The following is a 20,224-nucleotide window of genomic DNA, read 5'->3' as shown; positions in this document are numbered from 1 at the left end:
ATGATCTTTTTTTGTATCGAAAAAGTTTCGCAATCGAGTGCTTTAATAATCTGCTTGTTATTACTGCAAAATGAAGTTACATTTGATTTCCTGGACTAAATTGCTTAATTACATTATGTTAAGAAACTCTGTTATTTTTTCAACGATTCTAGCCTCATTGCTGTCGCTGGACACTACCGTTGCGATAGGGCAAACGATTACGCCATCTATCGACGGTTTCCAGTATGGAGCTGCAGTGGCTCCAAAAGGGAATGAATGGGAATCGCCTCAATTATTATCACTTAATAAGGAGTTGCCACATGCTTCGTTCTTCTCCTTTCAGAACGTAGAAAGTGCAAGAAAAGTACTTCCCGAGCATAGTAACTATTGGCTTTCGCTCAATGGATCTTGGAAGTTTAACTGGGTAAAGACTCCGGAAGAGCGACCAAAGGACTTTTATGATCCTAGTTATAATGTTGGTGCCTGGGAATCTGTTCCAGTCCCGATGAGCTGGAATATTTATGGTATACAGAAGGATGGAAGCCTAAAATATGGTGTACCTATTTATACCAACCAACGTGTGATCTTTCATCATCAAGTAAAGGTCGATGATTGGCGCGGTGGAGTCATGCGAACACCAGCCCAAGATTGGACAACTTATGTCTACCGTAATGAAGTGGGATCGTACCGACGCAATTTTACAGTACCTACTGATTGGGACGGTCGTGAGGTATTTATCAATTTTGATGGTGTAGACTCCTTTTTCTACCTGTGGATAAATGGCAAATATGTCGGATTTTCAAAAAATTCAAGAAACGTCGCTTCTTTCAATATCTCACCTTACTTAAAAAAGGGTGCTGAAAATGTGTTGGCTGTTGAAGTTTACCGCAGTTCGGACGCTTCCTTTTTGGAAGACCAGGATATGTTTAGATTGCCCGGGATATTTCGGGATGTTTCTCTGACTTCAACGCCAAAAGTTCAGATTCGCGATTTAGCGGCTATTCCAGACTTGGATAGCAATTACGAAAATGGTTCGTTAAAAATTACGAGTACTGTACGCAATCTAGGGAATAAGAAGGCTGAAGGGTATAAAGTTGTTTATTCACTTTATAAAAATAAGCTATACAGTGACGAGAATACCCTTGTTGACCAGACAGAAGCCTCTTCTGCTGTGGCAACCCTGGATGATCAAGTTTCCAATAGCATGGCAGCAACGTTGAACGTTAAAAATCCAGATAAATGGTCTGCCGAATTACCATATCGGTATACTTTGGTAGCTGAATTGAAGGATAAAAAGAACAAAACCATAGAGACTATTTCTACCTACGTTGGATTTAGAAAGGTTGAGATTAAAGACACCAAGGCTGCTGATGATGAATTTGGCTTGGCCGGACGTTATTATTATGTCAATGGCAAGACGGTGAAACTGAAAGGTGTCAACCGTCATGAGACCAATCCTGAACATGGTAAGGTAGTGACCAGAGAGCAGATGGAAGCTGAGGTGAAATTGATGAAACGGGCGAATATCAACCATGTCCGGAATTCGCACTATCCAGAACCTGCTTATTGGTATTATTTATGCGATAAATATGGAATTTATCTTGAAGATGAAGCCAATATCGAAAGTCATGAGTATTATTATGGCAAAGAGTCTCTTTCTCATGTTCCTGAATGGAAAAATGCCCATGTAGCCCGTAATATCGAGATGGTGCATTCGACCATCAACCATCCGGCTGTTGTGATCTGGTCTTTAGGAAACGAAGCCGGTCCGGGTGATAATTTCGTGGCCGCCTATCAGGCTATCAAGAAAATTGATACGTCACGACCTGTTCAATACGAGCGTAACAATACAATCGTTGATATGGGGTCCAACCAATATCCTTCGATAGACTGGGTAAGAGGAGCGGTAAAAGGTACCTACAAATTGAAATATCCATTTCATATTTCGGAATATTCACATTCCATGGGGAATGCCGTTGGTAACCTTATAGATTATTGGGAAGCCATCGAATCGACCAACTTTTTTATGGGCGGTGCCATCTGGGATTGGATTGATCAGGCCATGTATTATTATGATAAAAAGACCGGCGAACGCTTCTTAGCCTATGGTGGCGACTTTGGAGACAAACCCAATGATGGAACCTTTGTCAATAACGGGTTGATCTTTGCCGATATGAAACCTAAGCCACAGTATTATGAGGTAAAGAAAGTGTACCAAAATGCCGGTGTAAAAGCTGTTGATATTCAACAAGGGAAAATTGAGCTTTTCAATAAAAATTATTTTAAGGATCTATCCGATTATCAGGTTCAATGGTCGCTATATAAAAATGGGGTAGAGGTGGAAAATAGCACGGGTACAATCAGTGCAACAGATTTGCCTAAGGCGCGCCAACGCAAGCAGCTTGTATTGCCGATAAATTATGCGCAGTTAGATGCGGGATCGGAGTATTTTGTAAAAGTACAGTTTATTCTCAATACGGATCGACCTTGGGCAGCCAAAGGTTTTGTACAAATGGAGGAACAACTGTTTGTAAAAGCGGCTGAAAATAAACCGTTGATTTCATCTGTGGCACACGGAGAGGCTGCGTTGCTTTCCAAAGAAGGTGATTTGCAGGTGGTGAAAGGACAACAGTTTACTGCCAAATTTGATAATAAGACAGGGTCGCTATATAACTTAATCTATGCTGGTAAACAGATCATTCGCGATGGTGAAGGACCCAAATTAGATGCACTACGTGCTCCGGTTGACAATGACAACTGGGCTTACCAACAATGGTTTGAAAAAGGATTGCATAACCTGAAACATAAGGTTTTGTCTTCAAACAGTTATACCAAGAAGGATGGAACAGTTGTATTGGCGTTTACGATTGAATCACAAGCTCCATATGGTGCGTCTTTGTTGGGGGGAACTTCGGGAACGTATACCCTTAAAGAGCATACAGATAAGCCTTTTGGTAAGGATGATTTTAAATTTACAAGCAATCAGATCTGGACAATCTATAAGGATGGCTCTATTGAATTGTCGTCAAGTATTACATCCAATAATGCGAGTGTCGTGTTAGCTCGATTGGGCTATTCTTTGCAATTACCGGCTGAATATAGCAACTATAGTTATTATGGCCGCGGACCGATCAACAATTATGCTGATCGCAAGACTGCTCAATTTATTGAATTGCACAAAAGCACCGTAAAAGATCAGTTTGTGCCATGGCCTAATCCGCAAAATATGAGCAATAACGAGGATGTGCGCTGGACAGCATTAACAAACAATAATGGTCAAGGAGCTATCTTTGTTGCAAAAAATCATTTAGCAACTTCCGCTTTGGAATATAGTGAGCTCGAACTGACGTTTGCACCGCACCCTTATCAATTGCCAAAAAGTTCAGGTGTACATCTGCATCTAGATGCGGCGGTAACAGGATTGGGCGGTAATAGCTGTGGACAAGGGCCACCGTTGGAAAAAGACCGTGTGAAAGCAGTGCCAACGTCTATGGGCTTTATTATCCGACCGATTCAGAATAATGATATGATGGAGAAGGCTCAGGTAGCGACTGCAGGCGATGCGCCAATTTCTTTGGCAAGAAGTTCAAACGGTGAAGTTTCTATTTTGTCAGGTAATGAGAATGAACCTGTTGTATACAGTTTGAACAATGCGAAAGCAAGCGTCTACAAAGCGCCTTTTGATTTACGCGCCGGCGGTACAGTAACGGCTTGGTATCAGCATAATGAAAAATTAAAGGTAACACAGCAATACACTAAAATCGAAACTATTCCAATGGAAGTTGTTTTTGCTTCAAGTCAAGAGACTGGCGAAGGTGATGCTAAGAACCTTTTGGATGGAGATCCTTCCTCGATTTGGCATACGATGTATTCGGTTACCGTAGCACAGTATCCACATTGGGTTGATTTTGATGCTGGAAGTAGCAAAACAATCAAGGGCTTCACTTTTCTGCCAAGACAGGATGGACCCAATGGTGATATCAAGGATTATAAGATTCAGGTGAGTAAAGATGGGAAGAACTGGGAAGATGTGATGTCAGGATCTTTTGAACGGAATAAAAAACTAAAAACTGTTCGATTCGAAACGCCTGTTAAAGGACGTTATATCCGTTTTACAGGACTTAACTCACAGCGTGGTGACGACTATGCTTCCGGAGCTGAATTTGCTGTTATAGCTGAATAATTTGCTTTATATCGCATATTGAGCCAGCACCTGTCACAGGTGCTGGCTTTTTTGTTAGCGACCCTATGCTATGTTCAAATAGCGATTGACAGAAACGATTGATTGTCTAGCCTAAACAGGTAAGATAGAATCTTGAGCGATAATTTTGCAAACATATTACGAAGAATGTTCGCGCACTTCTGTATTTTTAGACCAGTTTAAACCGAGGCAATCTGAACAGTATGGAAATAAATAAACTTGATAACGCGCCCTTTACGGCATATCAAAAACTTGTGGTGTTTTTATTGGCAATGACACAGTTTACGGTTGTACTCGATTTTATGGTGATGTCACCGATGGGGGATATCCTGATGAAAGCCATAGATCTCAAACCGGCTCAATTTGGTATTGCGGTTTCGGCCTACGCCTTTAGCGCGGGGGCTTCGGGCTTGCTGACTGCCGGGTTTGCCGATCGTTTTGACCGGAAGAAACTGTTGCTGTTTTTCTATACTGGATTTATCATCGGAACATTCTGCTGTAGTTTTGCCAACGATTACGGGACTTTGGTCGTTGCCCGAATCGTCACGGGATTGTTTGGCGGTGTTATTGGTTCAATTTCTATGGCTATTATTACCGATATCTTTACACTCCAACAGCGCGGACGTGTTATGGGTTTTGTCCAGATGGGCTTTGGTGCAAGTCAGGTTTTGGGTATTCCCATAGGATTATATATTGCAAACAATTGGGGCTGGCACAGCGCCTTCTTGTGGATTGCAGTGATGGCTTTGATTATTGTCGTTATCATAGCGGCCAAGCTCGTTCCTATTACAGCGCATATAGGCCTTCAGAAACATCAATCTGCGTTAAAACATCTTTGGTTGACTTTTTCACAGCGAGAGTATCGGATCGGCTTTATGGCAACAGCTTTGCTTTCGATCGGGGGATATATGATGATGCCGTTTGGAAGTGCTTTTGCAGTAAATAATCTAAAAGTAAGCCACGAACAGCTACCGATGTTGTTTATGATATCGGGTATCGCATCCTTGATTATTATGCCCATTGTAGGGAAATTGAGTGACCGTTACGATAAGTTTAAGATTTTCGCTTTCGCTTCCCTTTGGCTTATGGTCGTCGTATTTATCTATACGAACCTAGGTGTTACGCCATTTTATATCGTTGTTATCTTGAACATTTTGATGATGGCGGGCATTTTGAGTCGGATGACACCTTCTTCGGCTTTGATCACTGCTGTTCCGGAGATGAAAGATAGGGGCGCATTTATGAGCATCAGTTCATCATTACAACAGTTGGCTGGTGGAGTGGCAGCTTCAATGGCTGGTGTAATCATTGTCCAAGAAACAAAAGAAAGCCCCTTGGAGCATTACCCGACATTGGGGATGATTGTTATTCTACTTTCCATCGTGGGTATTTTTATGATCTATCGGGTGAGTAATATGATCAGAAAACGACGCGCTGTTTCTTAAAACAAAATTGTCCTTATCGTTATTAGTTCTTAAAATATGAATTGCTAAAGAGAGATGGAATTATGGAAAAAATAGTTAGATATCCACATCCAAATGGAGAGATAACCGTCCTTTGGATACCTGAACGCTGTGTACATGCTGCAGTTTGTGTAAAGAGTCTGCCGAATGTGTATCATCCGAAAGATAAGCCCTGGGTCACGGCCCAAAATGCCAGTACGGCTGAATTGATTGAACAGATCAAGCACTGTCCTTCGGGAGCTCTTCAGTACGAATTAAAAAAATAATAACTGGTGTATTGTTAAGGCAAAAAAAAAGCATCATTTATAATTAAATGATGCTTTTTTTTGTTGGCGGTCTGGACGGGACTCGAACCCGCGACCCCATGCGTGACAGGCATGTATTCTAACCAGCTGAACTACCAGACCAACAATTGTGTTTTTAAAATTTTAGCGGTCTGGACGGGACTCGAACCCGCGACCCCATGCGTGACAGGCATGTATTCTAACCAGCTGAACTACCAGACCTAAAATCTTAAGGATTGTTTTTAATAATTTTTGGCGGTCTGGACGGGACTCGAACCCGCGACCCCATGCGTGACAGGCATGTATTCTAACCAGCTGAACTACCAGACCTAAAAATCTTAAAAACTTATTTTGTTAAAGAACGTTTGAGATTTCTCTCTCTTGAAGCGGTCTGGACGGGACTCGAACCCGCGACCCCATGCGTGACAGGCATGTATTCTAACCAGCTGAACTACCAGACCTCAACCCTTCTCCTCAGAAGGTGTGCAAATATAGCGTTTGTTTACGTATCTGCAAAGATTTTTTGAAAAAAAACTAATCTACTTGGCCATCTTTCATCTTCTCTGCATTCTCAGCAAACTGCAATGCATCGATAATTCCTTGAATATCACCGTCCATAATTGCCGGTAAGTTGTACATCGTCATTCCAATACGGTGCTCCGTTACGCGGCCTTGTGGGTAGTTATATGTACGAATTTTTGCCGAACGGTCTCCTGTAGAAACCAAAGTTTTTCTTTTTGCAGCGATGTCGCCGTTCTTTTTGTTCAACTCGAGCTCGTAAAGTTTGTTCCGCAACATCTCCATCGCTAACTCACGGTTGGCTAATTGGGAACGTTCTACCTGACAAACAACAACAATGCCACTTGGTTTATGCGTCAACTGTACTTTTGTTTCTACCTTGTTGACGTTCTGTCCACCAGCACCACCTGAACGGGATGTCTGTAATTCAATATCACCCGGATTGATCTCAACATCGACATCTTCAGCTTCAGGAAGAACTGCAACAGATGCCGCAGAAGTATGTACACGGCCCTGTGTCTCCGTGTCAGGAACACGTTGCACACGATGAACGCCTGATTCGTATTTCAATTGACCATAAGCATCATCGCCAATAACTTTTAAGATCACCTCCTTGTAACCGCCAGAAGTTCCTTCAGTAACGTCCATTACTTCGTTGCGCCAGCCTTTGGTTTCGAAATAACGTGTGTACATGCGGTAAAGGTCGCCCGCAAATAAGGCTGCTTCATCACCACCTGATCCACCACGAATTTCGATAATTGCATTTTTCGCATCTTCAGGATCCTTCGGAATAAGCATTAGGCGAATTTCTTCTTCTTTTTCTTCTTTTGCTACGTATAAAAGATCCAATTCCTCTTTTGCCATCTCACGAAGTTCTTGATCCTTCTCGTTCATGATGATGTCCTTATTGGTATCAATATTACTCACCATATTTCTGTAAATATGGTATTGGTCCACAATTTTGCCCAAATCTTTGTACTCTTTATTCAATTTGGCAAAACGTTTCATATCTTGCATGGTATCAGGGTTGCTCAATTCAGCTTCCACTTCTTCCCATCTTTCTTTTATCGCTTGTAATTTGTCTAACATATATCAAAAATGCTTCTTCTAGGAATGTATGACCTAGATTACTATTGAGTGTACAAAAGTAAGGAAATTTTGTTGCTTTTAAACAACCTAGCCTGCTATTAATGAGAGGAAACTGCTTTTAGTCCTACGATGGAAGCAATCAGCGTGAAAATAAAGAATATGCGCCAGAAATCTGCTGGCTCCTTAAAAAAGATGATCCCCATTAAAACAGTACCTACCGCACCTATTCCGGTCCAAACGGCATAAGCTGTGCCCAAGGGAAGTGTTTGTGTGGCTTTGATCAATAAGCCCATACTTGCAAATAGGAATACGACAAAGGCACCATACCAGAACCATTGCCCATTCCCGGTTGCATCTTTGGCTTTACCCAAACACGTGGTGAAACCAATTTCACACAATCCGCCCAATATTAAAAATATCCAGTTCATATTGTTTTCTATTTTTTGTTTTGGTACAAAGGTCCAGCTTTTGGCCGATAATAATTTTTACAAATGTTAAAAATTTGAGTGAATATTTGCGCGAATCCGGCTTAAGGTAACCTGACTGACGCCGAGATAGGAGGCGATGTAACCAAGTTTGATCCGTTGGATATATTGGGGGTACTTTTGAAGTAATTCAGCATAGCGCTCTTGGGCAGTATTAAAGAGCTTGGACATGGTTCGTTGTTCGGCCTTGATAAACTCAAGTTCAGCCATCTTTCTTCCCCAGTTTGCAATGGCAATATCACTTTCGTAGAGGTCAAAAAGTTGCTTTTGGTCTATCTGATAAACAACACTATCTTCCAAAAGGTCTATGTTTTCATAACCCGGGGTATCATGGACATAACTATTCATCGATATGAGTGTTCCGCCGGGTGAAACAAAATCCAGGGTAATCTGACGGTTGGCCGTCTCGTAGTAAACGCGGGCTAATCCTGAAGCCAGAAAATAGATGTCTTTTTGAATTTTGTCCTGTTCGATCAACAGGCTATTTCTTTTCGCCGTGATTTTCTTACTGACCTGCTCCAATTTTGCAGCACTTTCAGGCGTTAGAAAGTGATAACCATTCAGGCAATCGGATAAAGAAATTAGGATTTGCTCGCCCATTTTTCCAAACGTAAAGTTTCACCATCCCATACGGCATAGGTATGGTAATTGATCCATTCCCCTAAATTTAGAATACGGCTATTGGAGTTCAGCTCAACATCATAGGGAAGATGCCTATGGCCAAAGATATAATAGTCGTGATGTTGGGTTGACTCCAGTTCCTTTGCATAACCGATCAACCATTCTTTGTCTTCGCCCAGAAACTTTTCGTCCTCATTATTCGAAAGCCTGCTATGTTTGGACCAACGTGTCGCGATTCCGATTCCGAGATTTGGGTGCAACCGTGCAAATAACCATTGACAGAGACGGCTCCGAAATACTTTCTTGAGTATCTTGTATTTGTAATCTCCCGAACCTAAACCATCGCCGTGGTGAATGTAAAAATGTTTGCCGTTGAGTTGTAACTCCAGCTCATTGTCGATGATCCGTACATTTAATTCCTTTTTGAGGTAATCAAACATCCACATATCGTGGTTGCCTTTAAATAAAGTAATGGGAATGCCGAGATCTGCAATTTCGGCTAATTTACCCAAAAAGCGGATATAGCCTTTTGGAACAACAGTAGCATATTCAAACCAGAAATCAAAAATATCACCAACAAGATAGAGCTGTGCAGCATCTGTTTTGATCTGGTCCAGCCACTGTATAATTTGCAGCTCCCTTTCCCGTGAACGTTCCAAGGGGTAAGATCCAAGATGAAAGTCGGAGGCAAAATAAATTTTTGTTCTTGTTGACATGTGGCCAAAACTAAAAAAAATGGAGGCGAATACAAAATTCGCCTCCACAATATATTTTGCTATGATTTTGATAATTCGGTGATGAGCGCTTTTAGATATTCCGTAGCATCGGGATCAATGCGCTTCAAAGACTGCTGAAGTTGATCTGGATAAGTACTTTTTATTGCCATGATTGAACTTGCAATAACCATATAGGATTTGTCGGTTACAGCATTCAGAATTAGACTTTTGTATTTTTTATCTTTTGTCTGTGAAAGCTTTTGAATCGCAGAGGCACGGATAACAGATGCTTCGGATTTCTCTGCAAGTGTTAGGATGGTTTTTTCTGTTGACTTGCGAACCGCGGGATTGCTTAGATCGAGACCTTGAATCGCTGTTGCAGCAAGATCCGCATCGGTATCCGCCAATGCTTTTGTTAAGATTTGCTGGCTGATGGTATTTGTCGGATTTTTTGAGGCATAGGCAATCGCACCGACGCGGTTGGCAAATGAAGGGGCGTGCTCATATTGATATAGGTAGTCGCCATCTGATTTATCGATTTGAATTTGACCCACGAGTGTTTTTTCGGGATCAATATCAATAAATTCAACAGCAGCAGGTAATGGAATCATAAATTGAGCATTCCGCCTGTTGAGTTGAAAGGTCTGTCTGATCTTCCCATTTTTGGTATAGATATCGACGGCCAAGGGAAGCTGGAATGTCTGTACTGTAGAATCTTGAATTTGGGCTACATTCAGTATGACACTGTTCTCTCCGTTTCTTGTTGTGACCTTCAAAATTGGATGCCCGCCTTGGTAATACCATTGATTGAAGTACGGAGCCCAGTCTTTGCCGGTCACTTCTTCCATCGCTAGACGGAGCTGTTGCGGTTCACCGGTTTTAAAAGAATTGTCTGTCAAGTATTTTTTCAACGATTGATAGAACGCTTCATCACCCATTTGCTCTTTTAGGGCATAGAGAATCAATGAGCCTTTCGCATAGCTGATATTATCAAACATATCTTCTTTATCATGATAATGATAACGGGCTAAAGTCGGGCTTTTCCCATTTTTTGTCGATTTGAGATAGGACTGGAGTTTTTCAAATCTAGATTTATCTCCACGATCTTTACCGCCGTCGTGCTCACGCCAGATAACCTCGCCGAAAGTGGCGAAAGATTCATTCATGGTCAAATTGGACCAGGATTCTGCTGTGACCAAATCACCAAACCACTGGTGAAATAGTTCATGCGCAATCGTTCCTTCCTGATTATCGTCCAACAATTCGCGTTTTGTCTTTTGTACATGTTCGCCATGTAGTGTTGCACTTGTATTTTCCATGGCGCCTGAGACATAATCGCGACAGACTATCTGCGCATATTTATTCCAAGGGTAAGGAACACCCAATGTCTTGCTGTAGAAGTCCATCATCGCTGGTGTCTTACCGAAGATATCTTTGGCATAGGGCGCATATTTCGGTTCAAGATAGTAGTCAACGGGGATATTGTTGTATTTGTCCTGATAGATTTTAAAATCACCAACGGCCATCATAAATAGGTATGGGGCATGTGGTAAATCCATTTTCCAGGTATCTGTACGTGTGCCATCACTATTTTTCTGTTGATTGCTCAATGCACCGTTCGATAAACTTACATAATTGTCAAGAACGGTCATGGAGATTTCTGCTGTAGTCTTTTGGTTGGGGCGATCAATCGTCGGGAACCAGGCTGATGATGCTTCAGTCTCACCCTGTGTCCATATTTGACGAGGTTTGTTCGGCACGCGTTCATCAGGATTGATAAAATATAGTCCCTTAGCATCGTTAATCGCTGCGCTGCCCTGAACTTTTAATAAGTTGGGTTTTGCTGTGTAATCGAGGTATACCGTATATTGCTCCTTTGCAAGGTAATTACGGTCGAGCTTAATCAGTATCGAATGATCATCATAGGTATATTTTAAAGGAATCAATTGTGAGCCATTGACCAAAGAAACCTGTTTGATATCCATGCCTTTTGCATCGAGGCGAAGGGAGTCCGTTGGGTAGAAATGAGGTTTTAATGTAACCCACTCTTTTCCATTGAGGAATTGATTGGTATAGTCAAAATGTACATCGAGCTTGGTGTGGACAAGATCGTTGATCTTAGTAGGAGTGGCTCGATATTGTTGATCTATGGAAAGTTGTTGTGCTTCGCTTATTCCAATTTGAAGAATGGAAATTGACAAAGAAAGATATATGACTTTTTTTAACATTGTTGTAATATTTTCAAGATTTAAATAAATCTAAAGAAATTTCGGTTGCTATAAAAATATACCGCGAAGAAATATGTGTATAATGTTGTTGGATAGGTTGTTGTGAGTAAAAAAATGCAGGTGTATCGTATATTTTAAGATAAGAGATCGATAAATTTATTTATATTCAACTCAAATTGAATTTTCAGATGCTAAGTGAATAAAACTTAGGTTGGTTGAAACAAGTAGACGATTTTTTATGATAAACAAAAATTTTGGCCTTATTCTAATGATGATAGGTATGGCAGGTACGGCGACGACCGGTTATGGACAACAGTTGACATATCCGAAGACAAATAAAGGAACCGTCGTGGATGAATTTTGGGGTGAAAAGGTTGCAGATCCTTACCGCTGGTTGGAGGATGATCGTTCAGCTGAGACAAAAAACTGGGTACAGGCAGAGAATAAAGTGACTTTTGACTATTTGAATGCAATTCCATTCCGTACAAAATTAAAAGATCAATTAACCGAAATATGGAATTATGAAAAAATAGGGACTCCGTTTAAGGAAGGTGCATATACTTATTTTTTTAAGAATAACGGTTTGCAGCAACATGCTGTGCTTTATCGTAAACTAGGGGAGACGGGAGGAGAAGAAGTTTTCTTGGATCCAAATACATTCTCGAAAGATGGATCAACTTCATTGGCCGATGTTTCGTTTTCAAAGGATGGCAGCTTAGTCGCCTATTCTATTTCTGAAGGAGGATCAGACTGGCGGAAAGTCATTGTACTGAATGCCAAGGATAAGTCGCCTGTAGGTGAAACGCTAATGGATGTCAAATTCTCCGGTATTGCATGGAAAGGAAATGATGGTTTTTATTACTCGAGTTACGATAAGCCAAAGGGATCTGAACTTTCTGAAAAAACAGACCAACATAAATTATACTACCATAAACTTAAAACAGCCCAATCTACAGATAAATTGATTTTTGGTGGCCCTGCAACACCGAGACGTTATGTAGGAGCTTCATTAACAGACGATCAACGTTACCTGATTATTTCCGCTGCAAATACGACAACAGGAAATGAACTTTATTACCAAGATCTCAATCAGCCGAATGGCAAGATTGTCTGCCTACAAGATCATTTTGATGCAAATACAGGTGTCGTTGACAATATTGGGGATAGTTTCTTATTGGAGACGAACTACAAGGCTGCCAACAACCGTTTGGTAAAAGTTGATTTGAAGAATCCTGCCAAGGAAAACTGGAAAGATGTTATTCCAGAAACTGAAAATGTACTTTCGATCAGTACAGGTGGGGGCTATCTTTTTGCAAACTATTTGAAAGATGCCGTTTCGGTTGTGATTCAATACGATTATACAGGTAAAAAGATTCGGCAAATAGAATTGCCTGGTGTGGGTACGGCGAGTGGCTTTTCGGGTAAGAAAAAGGAAAAAGAAATCTATTTTGGTTTTTCAAATTACATTACACCTTCTTCAAGTTATACGTTTGACGTAAATTCTGGTCAGTCTACACTTTATATCAAACCTAAGGTGAAATTTGATTCCGATCAGTATGAATCGAAACAGGTTTTCTACACATCCAAAGATGGTACTAAGGTTCCGATGATTATTACGTACAAAAAGGGGATTGTCTTGAATGGGAAAAACCCGACGATTGTGTATGGTTATGGCGGCTTTAATATCAGCTTGACACCTGCCTTTAGTACTTCCGTTGCGGTTTGGTTGGCAAATGGTGGTGTTTATGCTGTTCCGAATTTGCGCGGAGGCGGTGAATATGGTCAGAAATGGCATGATGGCGGTAGACAGTTCAACAAATTGAATGTGTTTAACGATTTTATTGCCGCGGCACATTATCTTCAGGAGAATGGTTATACATCACCCGAGTATACTGCTTTATCGGGGGGATCCAATGGTGGCTTGCTCGTTGGGGCAACAATGACAATAGATCCCAAAGTCGCCAAGGTCGCACTGCCTGAGGTTGGTGTTTTGGACATGTTGCGTTATCATACCTTCACAGCTGGTGCAGGTTGGTCCTATGATTATGGTACGGTCAGTGATAGCAAAGAAATGTTTGATTATCTGAAAGCATATTCTCCGGTGCATAATGTGAAATCTGGAGTTTGTTACCCCGCAACGATGGTCTTTACCGGAGATCATGATGATCGGGTGGTACCGGCGCACTCCTACAAGTTTGCTTCCGAACTGCAGGCAAAGCAAGCTTGTGATAACCCAGTATTGATTCGTATTGAGACAAAAGCTGGCCACGGTGCTGGACGGTCAACAGAAGTTCTAATCAATAGTACAGTTGATAAATATGCTTTCGCGCTCTGGAATATGGGGGTCAAAGAATTAAAATAAGTAGACAGTTTTCCAATGCTCAAAGCATTATCTGTTGGTTCAAAGCACTGTCTGTAGAGCAATGAATAAAAAATCCGCGATCAAGTTATTGACCGCGGATTTTTTATTCATCGACGATTAGAATATCTTCTTATTGCCAAGTCTTTTCACCTTTTTTCATTTTTTGTAAGGTCGCTACATATTCTTCTTTTTGGGTAGCATCTGTGATCAGTGAAATTGCTTTTTCTTGCGTTTTAATAGCTTTTTCTTTTTCTCCAAGGCGATACAATATGTTTGCAAAAGTGTCTAGATACATCGGCGCATCTTTTTCTTTCTCATTGGACAATTTACTCCATTCCGCTGCTGCTTTTAAACAGGCAGGATCATTGCAGTTTTCAAAAATAGACCAAGCCATGTTGTTCAGTTCTGCGGCTGTGATGGTCGACCCATATTTTGCAATATATTTATTGAAGCTATCTCTTAAGCCCGGGTAATTTTTGGTATAACTGTAATAACGTGGTTGCATTTCGAGACTTGCTTTTTCTGTATTGACAGTTGGATATTTTTGGGCCAATTCTTTTTCTATGCTTGCGAAATCAACCGTTTCCTTTGCCTGGATTTTGGTATTTACGGCGTTGCTAACCAACAGCTGGGACAAGAAGTCATTTGCTTTTACTTTTTCACTAACGGCGTCAAATTTAGCAGGGTTATCTTTGATTAAATTAAAAGCCTTAGAATCGACAACATTCGCCGCCGAAAGTAATAAACTGATATTCTCCTTTGTAAAGATTTGATCTGTAGTCAAGGACGCTAATACGACTCCTTCCGCTTTTGCCTGTGTCTCTTGATCATAAGCTTCTTTGGCTGCCATAGCCATACTTTTGGCAATGTTTACATTAGTTGGGTCGGCATTAAATTTTGCTAATAGCGTTTCATATTGTGTATTTGGATCAAGTGATTTTTGTGCTTTCGCTATAAAATCGTCCGCTTCACCGCCACCAACGATACGATGCACAAGGGTACCTTTTGAATCAAAGATCAGAAAAGTTGGGTATGCCCTAACTTTATAATCTTTGGCAAAACGGTCGGCCTCTTCGTACCATGATTTTATATCTTCATTGTCATTCTTGGTTTTATCCATCTGAATTTTTGCATTGATAAACTTCGCATTGAAGAAATCACCTACTTTAGCTTGTGGGAAGATGGTACTCGACATATATTTACAAGGGCCACACCAGGTTGTAAAACAGTCTACAAAAATGAATTTGTTTTCTTTAGCCGCTTTTTCCTTAATCTGACTCCAGTTGAGCCCATGCTCAAATTTGACCCCCTCGCTTTGCGCAAATAGTAGGGTAGGAATTAGAAATAGCATTAAAATCAATTTTTTCATAATGTCGGTATTTTAGATTTTTAATTTAATCGTTCACATTGGTCGGGATAAGGTTAGTTCTCCCAAGTTTTTATTCCTTTCATCATTTTGTCCAGTGTTTCTTGATAGATAGGACGATCGTCCTCACTGGCCATTTCAATAGCTTTGTTTTGCCACTTTATGGCTTTTTCTTTTTCTCCTTTCTTATAGAGTAGGTTTGCATAGGTATCCAAGAATGCACTGCTTGGATCTTCAATGATGGATTTCTTGCTCCAGCTTAACGCGGATTCAATACATGCAGCATCACTGCTATTGTTAAAAATAGTCCAGGCAAAGGTATTTAATTGGTGTGGAGTAAAATCTTCTGACGAAAGGTAATCATTGATGGTATTCTTCATGGCTATATAATTCTTCACCTGAAGGTAATAGTGTGCTTTTATCTTCTTGAACATCGGGACGAAATCGATGTCTGGATATTTTGCAGCAAGTTCATTTTGATAACTATCCCAGTTGGGTTCATGTTTGGCATCTATTTTAATCTGAAATAATTCGTTGACGACAACATTTGCCAGTGTGCGGTTGGCAATACCTGGTGACTCTAATAGAATATCAATTTTCTCTTTATTGTTGCGAATAAGATTGAAAGCTTTTGAATTGGTGAATTTAGCAGCTGCCAATAAAATATGGACATTTTCTTTTTTGAATAACTCATCTGTGCCCAACGAATTTGCTAAAGTATTTTCTGCCCTTCGTGCTGTATTTTCATCGTAAGCGATATTCGCTGCTTTCAGCATCTGCTTGGCAGTGTAAATATCTTGAGGTCTTTTCTCGAATTTTTTTAACAGCGTGTAATACTGTGTTTCGGGATATAGTCCATCCATCACATGACCGACAAATTCGGGAGCATCACTTGCACCGACAATTCGGTGTACCACTTGCCCATTGGGATTAAAGATAAGAAATGTGGGAAAGGATTGAATGTTGTATTCATTGGAAATAGCACGCGCATCGGCATACCATTTTTTGACATTGGCATTGTCGGACTCTGTGGAATCCATTTGTACCCTGACACTAATGAAGTTCTGATTAATTGGCTGCCCCACCTGCTCTAAGGGAAAGATCTCATTGCTCATATATTGGCAAGGGCCACACCAGGTTGCAAATAGCTCTACAAAGATAAACTTGTTCTCAGCTTGTGCCCGCTCCTTTATTTGCTTCCAACTCAACCCTTCTACAAATTTCACCCCCTTAGTCTGGGCCTGAGCCAAATTCCCGAATAAAATTGTAAGACATAACGCGATTATACTTCTCATACTCACTCAACAAAAGATTCATAATTATGTTTAAGTTATTAAATTAATCTGAAAACAAAAACACCTCTGAAGTATTAATTTCAGAGGTGTTTTCGTGGACGGATAAATCGCTTATTTGATATTTATCTTCGATTTTAAATCTTTTGTTAGACCGTCTTTATGTAACATCAAAGAAGTTGTTTTATAACGTACAAATTCTTTTGATGCATATAAATAACCATGATAGTCATTTGTTGTGCCCCAAGAGTTTTTAACGATGTAATACTCTTTTCCGTTTTGATCTTTTACAAGACCTACAATATGCATACCGTGGTCATCTGTAGTTTGCCAGTTGTCGAAAGCTTTTTGTCTTTCTTCCGCTGTTACTTTTAACTCTGGTTTAGGACCAACAAACATCGTTGACTTTTCCTGATCTGTCATTTCCTCGAAAGGTTTTTCTGGTACATAAGCTACACCATTTTTCCAAGAGAACCCTTTTTCTGATACGTCAGTTGCCCAAGCTACAGTATAACCCTTTTGTAAAGCATTGTCGATGATGTCCGTTAAATCGTTCATCTTAACATTATAGAAACGGTCGAATGACCAGTTGTCAGGAATCAACAATACGAATTGGCTGTAGTATGGATGGTCACTTACCGAAGCAATACCTACGTAATCATCCGGATTGATTCCGATTACCTGATCTGCAAAAGTGCGTGGTGTATAGGATTTACCGTTGTAATCAAATTTCTCAGGTACTTCCCCAAGATAAGAATCCATCGCTGCGGTATATGCTTTCTCCCAGTTTGTAGTTAATGTTTTGCCTTTTACTACTGCTCCTAACATCGCATCCAACATATTTGTCATTTCACCAAAGTTGTTACGTGTAGTACCGTAGTGAAGACCTGTGTAAGCAGATTGCGGCATTGTACCGTATTTACGGAATGAGTTCAAAACATCATGGAATTGACCACCTTCACCCAATGACAATCCACCATGAAGGCGAACATAAGTACGTGCTTTATCTAAGTACGTATTGCGCGCAGTATATATTTGGGAGATCTCAACTGGTTTTTTACCCATACGGATCATCTCTGACTCCAGGAAAGAATTACCTGAATAAGACCAACAAGTACCTGATGAACCTTGGTTTTTGATGGATGTGTTACCTAAATTGATAACTTCAGTAAATGTAAATCCAGATTTGCTATTGTCATTTTGATTTGCTTTTAGTGCATTGATCAAATTGTCCTGTGCTTGTACTTGGAATGAAGCTGCGAAAAGTGAAGCAGCTAGTACAATCGTTTTATTCCAATTCATTGTTAGTATTTTGTTAATTTAGTGTGGTGCTAAATTAAATAAATTAAATTTAGTAAGGTAAATTCCTCTGTAAAATAATTGTTCTTAAAAATCTACTATTTTTTTGCTAATCTTTTGTTGGAGAATAGGATATGTAAGAAGCGATAACATCAAATAGAAATGGTCAGAAATTTTTTCTGACCATGGTGTTTTGTATCGTTTATAATTTAGCGCTGATTACTGGTGTTTCTTGTCGAACAATGACCACCGGTAGGTTGTCAATAATCGCTTAATCAGCCGGTGAAGGCTTTTTTGGAAAAAGCAGCGAAGCAATGATACTCAACGCAAGTATGCCAACAATAACGATCAACGAATGTGTTGTTGTAAAACCTAATTCGGCCAACCAGTGATGCAGCAGCATCTTTAAACCAATGAAGACCAGCAAAAATGCTAAACCGACTTTGAGGTATTGGAATTTGTGGATAATATTGACCAAAAGGAAAAACATAGACCGCAATCCAAGTATGGCAAAAATATTGGAGAAAAATACAACATAGGCATCTTTGGTAACCGAGAAAATTGCAGGGATAGAATCCACAGCAAAAATCAAATCCGTAAATTCTATGACCAGTAATACAAGAAATAGTGGCGTCATATATTTCACTCCGTTCTCTACATGGAAGAAGTGCCCGCCATCTAATTTTGGTGTTACCTTAAAGTATCTGGAAGCGAATTTAACAACTGGGTGGTTTTGTGGATCTACTTCTTCTTCCTGGTTACGGTTGATAAACATTTTTACCCCTGTAAAGACCAAAAAAGCACCAAAAACATATAGAATCCAGCCGAATTTAGCAATCAGGGTAGCGCCAAGGAAAATAAATAAGAAACGCATAATGATTGCGCCCAAAATTCCCCATACCAAAACTTTATGGTAATAGCGCTCCGGAATCCCAAAAGATGTAAATAATAATACCATCACAAAGATATTATCTACGGATAGGGCATATTCCACAACGTAACCGGTGAGATATTCCAGACCAAGATTTTTGTTGTAGAGCTCGAGACTCGCCGCTAAATCACCCGGAATGATTTTAATATCATGGTGGTGTTTGGTAATGATTTCCTGAAGGTGGTCCAAGTCATGGATGTTGTGTAGTTCAAATCCATAGTGACGAAGAAGCCAATAGAAACCCAATGAGAATAAGACCCAGATGGCGCTCATGATGCTAGCCATCTTTAGGCTAACAGGCTTGTCGCCTTTGGAGAATAAGCCTAGATCTATTGCGAGCATAAGTGCAATAAAGATGAGGAATCCGCCAAAAAACATTAATTCGTGACTCATTTTATTTTTTTCTTTCTGTTGTATATTTTACCAGCTGCTCCAACCCCGCTTTGTATTCACTGTCGGGAAAGTCTTCCAAAATCCGGAAAGCGTCTTGTTGGTATTCCAGCATCTTATTTGTAGCGTATTCGAGCCCTCCGCTCTGGCGGACAAAGGCAATGACTTGGGCCACTTTGTGCGTATCTTCATTATGGTTTTTAATCAAATTAATGATTCTACGCTTTTCACTTGAAGTCACTTGATTCAAGGCATAGATTAGCGGTAAGGTCATTTTCTTCTCTTTGATATCATTGCCGAGCGGTTTGCCGACATCATCTAACCCAAAGTCGAATAAATCGTCCTTGATTTGAAATGCAATTCCGATTTTTTCACCAAATTGATGGAGCTTATCTATTGTTTCCTGATCTGCATTGGAAGAAGCCGATCCACAGGCACAGCAAGAGGCAATCAGGGAAGCTGTTTTCTTCCGTATGACCTCAAAATAAATAGATTCTTCAATATCCAGTTTACGGGCCTTCTCGATTTGAAGCAATTCACCTTCGCTCATCTGATCCACAGCTTCCGATACAATTTTTAACAAGTGATAATCCTGATGTTTTACAGAAAGGAGCAGGCCTCTAGACAGCAGAAAATCACCCACCAAAACAGCGATTTTATTTTTCCATAATGCATTGATGGAGAAAAAACCTCTGCGTTCGTAGGAATTGTCCACTACATCATCATGTACGAGTGAGGCGGTATGCAACAATTCTACAAGAGCAGCTCCTCGGTAGGTGGACTCATTAATGCCGTTGCATATACCAGCAGAAAAGAACACAAACATAGGCCGCATTTGTTTGCCTTTACGTTTGATCAGGTATTGTGTAATACGATCCAACAAGGGGACGGAGCTTTTCATTGAAGCTTTGAATTTTTTTTCAAAAGCCTCAAGTTCGTGGGCAATAGGGCGTTGGATCTCTCTTAATTTTGACATGAATTGGGGTGAAATACCAAAAT

Annotated in this window: 14 protein-coding genes and 4 tRNA genes; 4 read left to right on the top strand and 14 right to left on the bottom strand. The window is 40.4% G+C overall.

From position 1 onward, the window contains the following. Window positions 1-115 precede the first annotated feature (115 nt). The 3 genes from GVK91_RS18460 (at window position 116) to GVK91_RS18450 (ending at window position 5,909) form a co-directional block, all read left to right on the top strand. The gene (locus tag GVK91_RS18460; protein WP_159730688.1) at window positions 116-4,162 is read left to right on the top strand and encodes a glycoside hydrolase family 2 TIM barrel-domain containing protein; all 4,047 of its coding nucleotides are present in this window, start codon (window positions 116-118) and stop codon (window positions 4,160-4,162) included. Between the two features lie 221 nt (window positions 4,163-4,383). After that, window positions 4,384-5,625: an MFS transporter gene (locus tag GVK91_RS18455; RefSeq protein WP_153847504.1), complete on the top strand. Its 1,242-nt coding sequence runs from the start codon at window positions 4,384-4,386 to the stop codon at window positions 5,623-5,625. A 62-nt stretch (window positions 5,626-5,687) separates the two neighbouring features. Then, window positions 5,688-5,909 carry a (4Fe-4S)-binding protein gene (locus GVK91_RS18450; protein WP_088160155.1) on the top strand — a complete coding sequence of 74 codons (222 nt, stop codon included), beginning with the start codon at window positions 5,688-5,690 and terminating at the stop codon, window positions 5,907-5,909. Between the two features lie 64 nt (window positions 5,910-5,973). On the opposite strand, the gene GVK91_RS18445 is transcribed toward GVK91_RS18450, so the two are convergent. The 9 genes from GVK91_RS18445 to GVK91_RS18405 form a co-directional block, all read right to left on the bottom strand. Next, window positions 5,974-6,050, bottom strand: a tRNA-Asp gene (locus GVK91_RS18445). 25 nt (window positions 6,051-6,075) lie between these two features. Beyond that, window positions 6,076-6,149 (bottom strand) — tRNA-Asp (locus GVK91_RS18440). A gap of 31 nt (window positions 6,150-6,180) precedes the next feature. Further along, window positions 6,181-6,257: transfer RNA gene (locus tag GVK91_RS18435), tRNA-Asp, on the bottom strand. 57 nt (window positions 6,258-6,314) lie between these two features. Continuing rightward, window positions 6,315-6,388 (bottom strand) — tRNA-Asp (locus tag GVK91_RS18430). 73 nt (window positions 6,389-6,461) lie between these two features. Next, on the bottom strand, window positions 6,462-7,535 hold the full coding sequence (prfA, locus tag GVK91_RS18425) for a peptide chain release factor 1 (RefSeq protein WP_153847503.1): 1,074 nt from the start codon (window positions 7,533-7,535) through the stop codon (window positions 6,462-6,464). Between the two features lie 98 nt (window positions 7,536-7,633). After that, the gene (locus tag GVK91_RS18420) at window positions 7,634-7,963 is read right to left on the bottom strand and encodes a multidrug efflux SMR transporter (protein WP_153847502.1); all 330 of its coding nucleotides are present in this window, start codon (window positions 7,961-7,963) and stop codon (window positions 7,634-7,636) included. Window positions 7,964-8,029: 66 nt separating this feature from the next. Further along, the gene (locus GVK91_RS18415) at window positions 8,030-8,620 is read right to left on the bottom strand and encodes a Crp/Fnr family transcriptional regulator (protein ID WP_120333600.1); all 591 of its coding nucleotides are present in this window, start codon (window positions 8,618-8,620) and stop codon (window positions 8,030-8,032) included. Beyond that, window positions 8,602-9,357, bottom strand: a complete 756-nt coding sequence (locus GVK91_RS18410) for a UDP-2,3-diacylglucosamine diphosphatase (protein ID WP_120333599.1) — start codon at window positions 9,355-9,357, stop codon at window positions 8,602-8,604. The genes GVK91_RS18415 and GVK91_RS18410 overlap by 19 nt, the downstream gene beginning before the upstream one ends. A gap of 59 nt (window positions 9,358-9,416) precedes the next feature. Continuing rightward, the gene (locus GVK91_RS18405) at window positions 9,417-11,585 is read right to left on the bottom strand and encodes a M1 family metallopeptidase (RefSeq protein ID WP_159730686.1); all 2,169 of its coding nucleotides are present in this window, start codon (window positions 11,583-11,585) and stop codon (window positions 9,417-9,419) included. Window positions 11,586-11,823: 238 nt separating this feature from the next. Here GVK91_RS18405 and GVK91_RS18400 point away from each other — a divergent pair, with 238 nt between their 5' ends. Next, window positions 11,824-13,947, top strand: coding sequence for a prolyl oligopeptidase family protein (locus GVK91_RS18400; RefSeq protein ID WP_159730684.1), 2,124 nt, complete (start codon window positions 11,824-11,826; stop codon window positions 13,945-13,947). A gap of 130 nt (window positions 13,948-14,077) precedes the next feature. Here the strand turns inward: GVK91_RS18400 and GVK91_RS18395 are convergent, their stop codons facing one another. The 5 genes from GVK91_RS18395 to GVK91_RS18375 form a co-directional block, all read right to left on the bottom strand. After that, window positions 14,078-15,316: a thioredoxin family protein gene (locus tag GVK91_RS18395; protein ID WP_159730682.1), complete on the bottom strand. Its 1,239-nt coding sequence runs from the start codon at window positions 15,314-15,316 to the stop codon at window positions 14,078-14,080. A gap of 53 nt (window positions 15,317-15,369) precedes the next feature. Continuing rightward, complete coding sequence (locus GVK91_RS18390; protein ID WP_159730680.1) at window positions 15,370-16,608, bottom strand: thioredoxin family protein; 1,239 nt, start codon at window positions 16,606-16,608, stop codon at window positions 15,370-15,372. Between the two features lie 111 nt (window positions 16,609-16,719). Further along, window positions 16,720-17,907: an aminopeptidase C gene (locus GVK91_RS18385; protein ID WP_159730678.1), complete on the bottom strand. Its 1,188-nt coding sequence runs from the start codon at window positions 17,905-17,907 to the stop codon at window positions 16,720-16,722. A 268-nt stretch (window positions 17,908-18,175) separates the two neighbouring features. Further along, on the bottom strand, window positions 18,176-19,228 hold the full coding sequence (locus GVK91_RS18380) for a TerC family protein (protein WP_159730676.1): 1,053 nt from the start codon (window positions 19,226-19,228) through the stop codon (window positions 18,176-18,178). A 1-nt stretch (window position 19,229) separates the two neighbouring features. After that, entirely contained in the window at window positions 19,230-20,201 is a 972-nt protein-coding gene (locus GVK91_RS18375; RefSeq protein WP_159730666.1) for a polyprenyl synthetase family protein, read from the bottom strand. Window positions 20,202-20,224 lie beyond the last annotated feature (23 nt).

The organism is Sphingobacterium sp. 18053, assembly GCF_902706145.1.
Classification (GTDB): domain Bacteria; phylum Bacteroidota; class Bacteroidia; order Sphingobacteriales; family Sphingobacteriaceae; genus Sphingobacterium; species Sphingobacterium paramultivorum.
The sequence above is the reverse complement of the archived record's forward strand: the minus strand, read 5'-3'. Positions and strand labels throughout refer to the sequence as shown.

What these genes read in the sequence shown, in the direction of transcription:
- GVK91_RS18390 (WP_159730680.1), bottom strand. Translation starts at nt 16,608, where the DNA reads ATGAGAAGTATAATCGCGTTATGTCTTACAATTTTATTCGGGAATTTG.
- GVK91_RS18455 (WP_153847504.1), top strand. Translation starts at nt 4,384, where the DNA reads ATGGAAATAAATAAACTTGATAACGCGCCCTTTACGGCATATCAAAAA.
- GVK91_RS18375 (WP_159730666.1), bottom strand. Translation starts at nt 20,201, where the DNA reads ATGTCAAAATTAAGAGAGATCCAACGCCCTATTGCCCACGAACTTGAG.
- GVK91_RS18415 (WP_120333600.1), bottom strand. Translation starts at nt 8,620, where the DNA reads ATGGGCGAGCAAATCCTAATTTCTTTATCCGATTGCCTGAATGGTTAT.
- GVK91_RS18400 (WP_159730684.1), top strand. Translation starts at nt 11,824, where the DNA reads ATGATAAACAAAAATTTTGGCCTTATTCTAATGATGATAGGTATGGCA.
- GVK91_RS18450 (WP_088160155.1), top strand. Translation starts at nt 5,688, where the DNA reads ATGGAAAAAATAGTTAGATATCCACATCCAAATGGAGAGATAACCGTC.
- prfA (WP_153847503.1), bottom strand. Translation starts at nt 7,535, where the DNA reads ATGTTAGACAAATTACAAGCGATAAAAGAAAGATGGGAAGAAGTGGAA.
- GVK91_RS18380 (WP_159730676.1), bottom strand. Translation starts at nt 19,228, where the DNA reads ATGAGTCACGAATTAATGTTTTTTGGCGGATTCCTCATCTTTATTGCA.
- GVK91_RS18460 (WP_159730688.1), top strand. Translation starts at nt 116, where the DNA reads ATGTTAAGAAACTCTGTTATTTTTTCAACGATTCTAGCCTCATTGCTG.
- GVK91_RS18395 (WP_159730682.1), bottom strand. Translation starts at nt 15,316, where the DNA reads ATGAAAAAATTGATTTTAATGCTATTTCTAATTCCTACCCTACTATTT.
- GVK91_RS18420 (WP_153847502.1), bottom strand. Translation starts at nt 7,963, where the DNA reads ATGAACTGGATATTTTTAATATTGGGCGGATTGTGTGAAATTGGTTTC.
- GVK91_RS18410 (WP_120333599.1), bottom strand. Translation starts at nt 9,357, where the DNA reads ATGTCAACAAGAACAAAAATTTATTTTGCCTCCGACTTTCATCTTGGA.
- GVK91_RS18385 (WP_159730678.1), bottom strand. Translation starts at nt 17,907, where the DNA reads ATGAATTGGAATAAAACGATTGTACTAGCTGCTTCACTTTTCGCAGCT.
- GVK91_RS18405 (WP_159730686.1), bottom strand. Translation starts at nt 11,585, where the DNA reads ATGTTAAAAAAAGTCATATATCTTTCTTTGTCAATTTCCATTCTTCAA.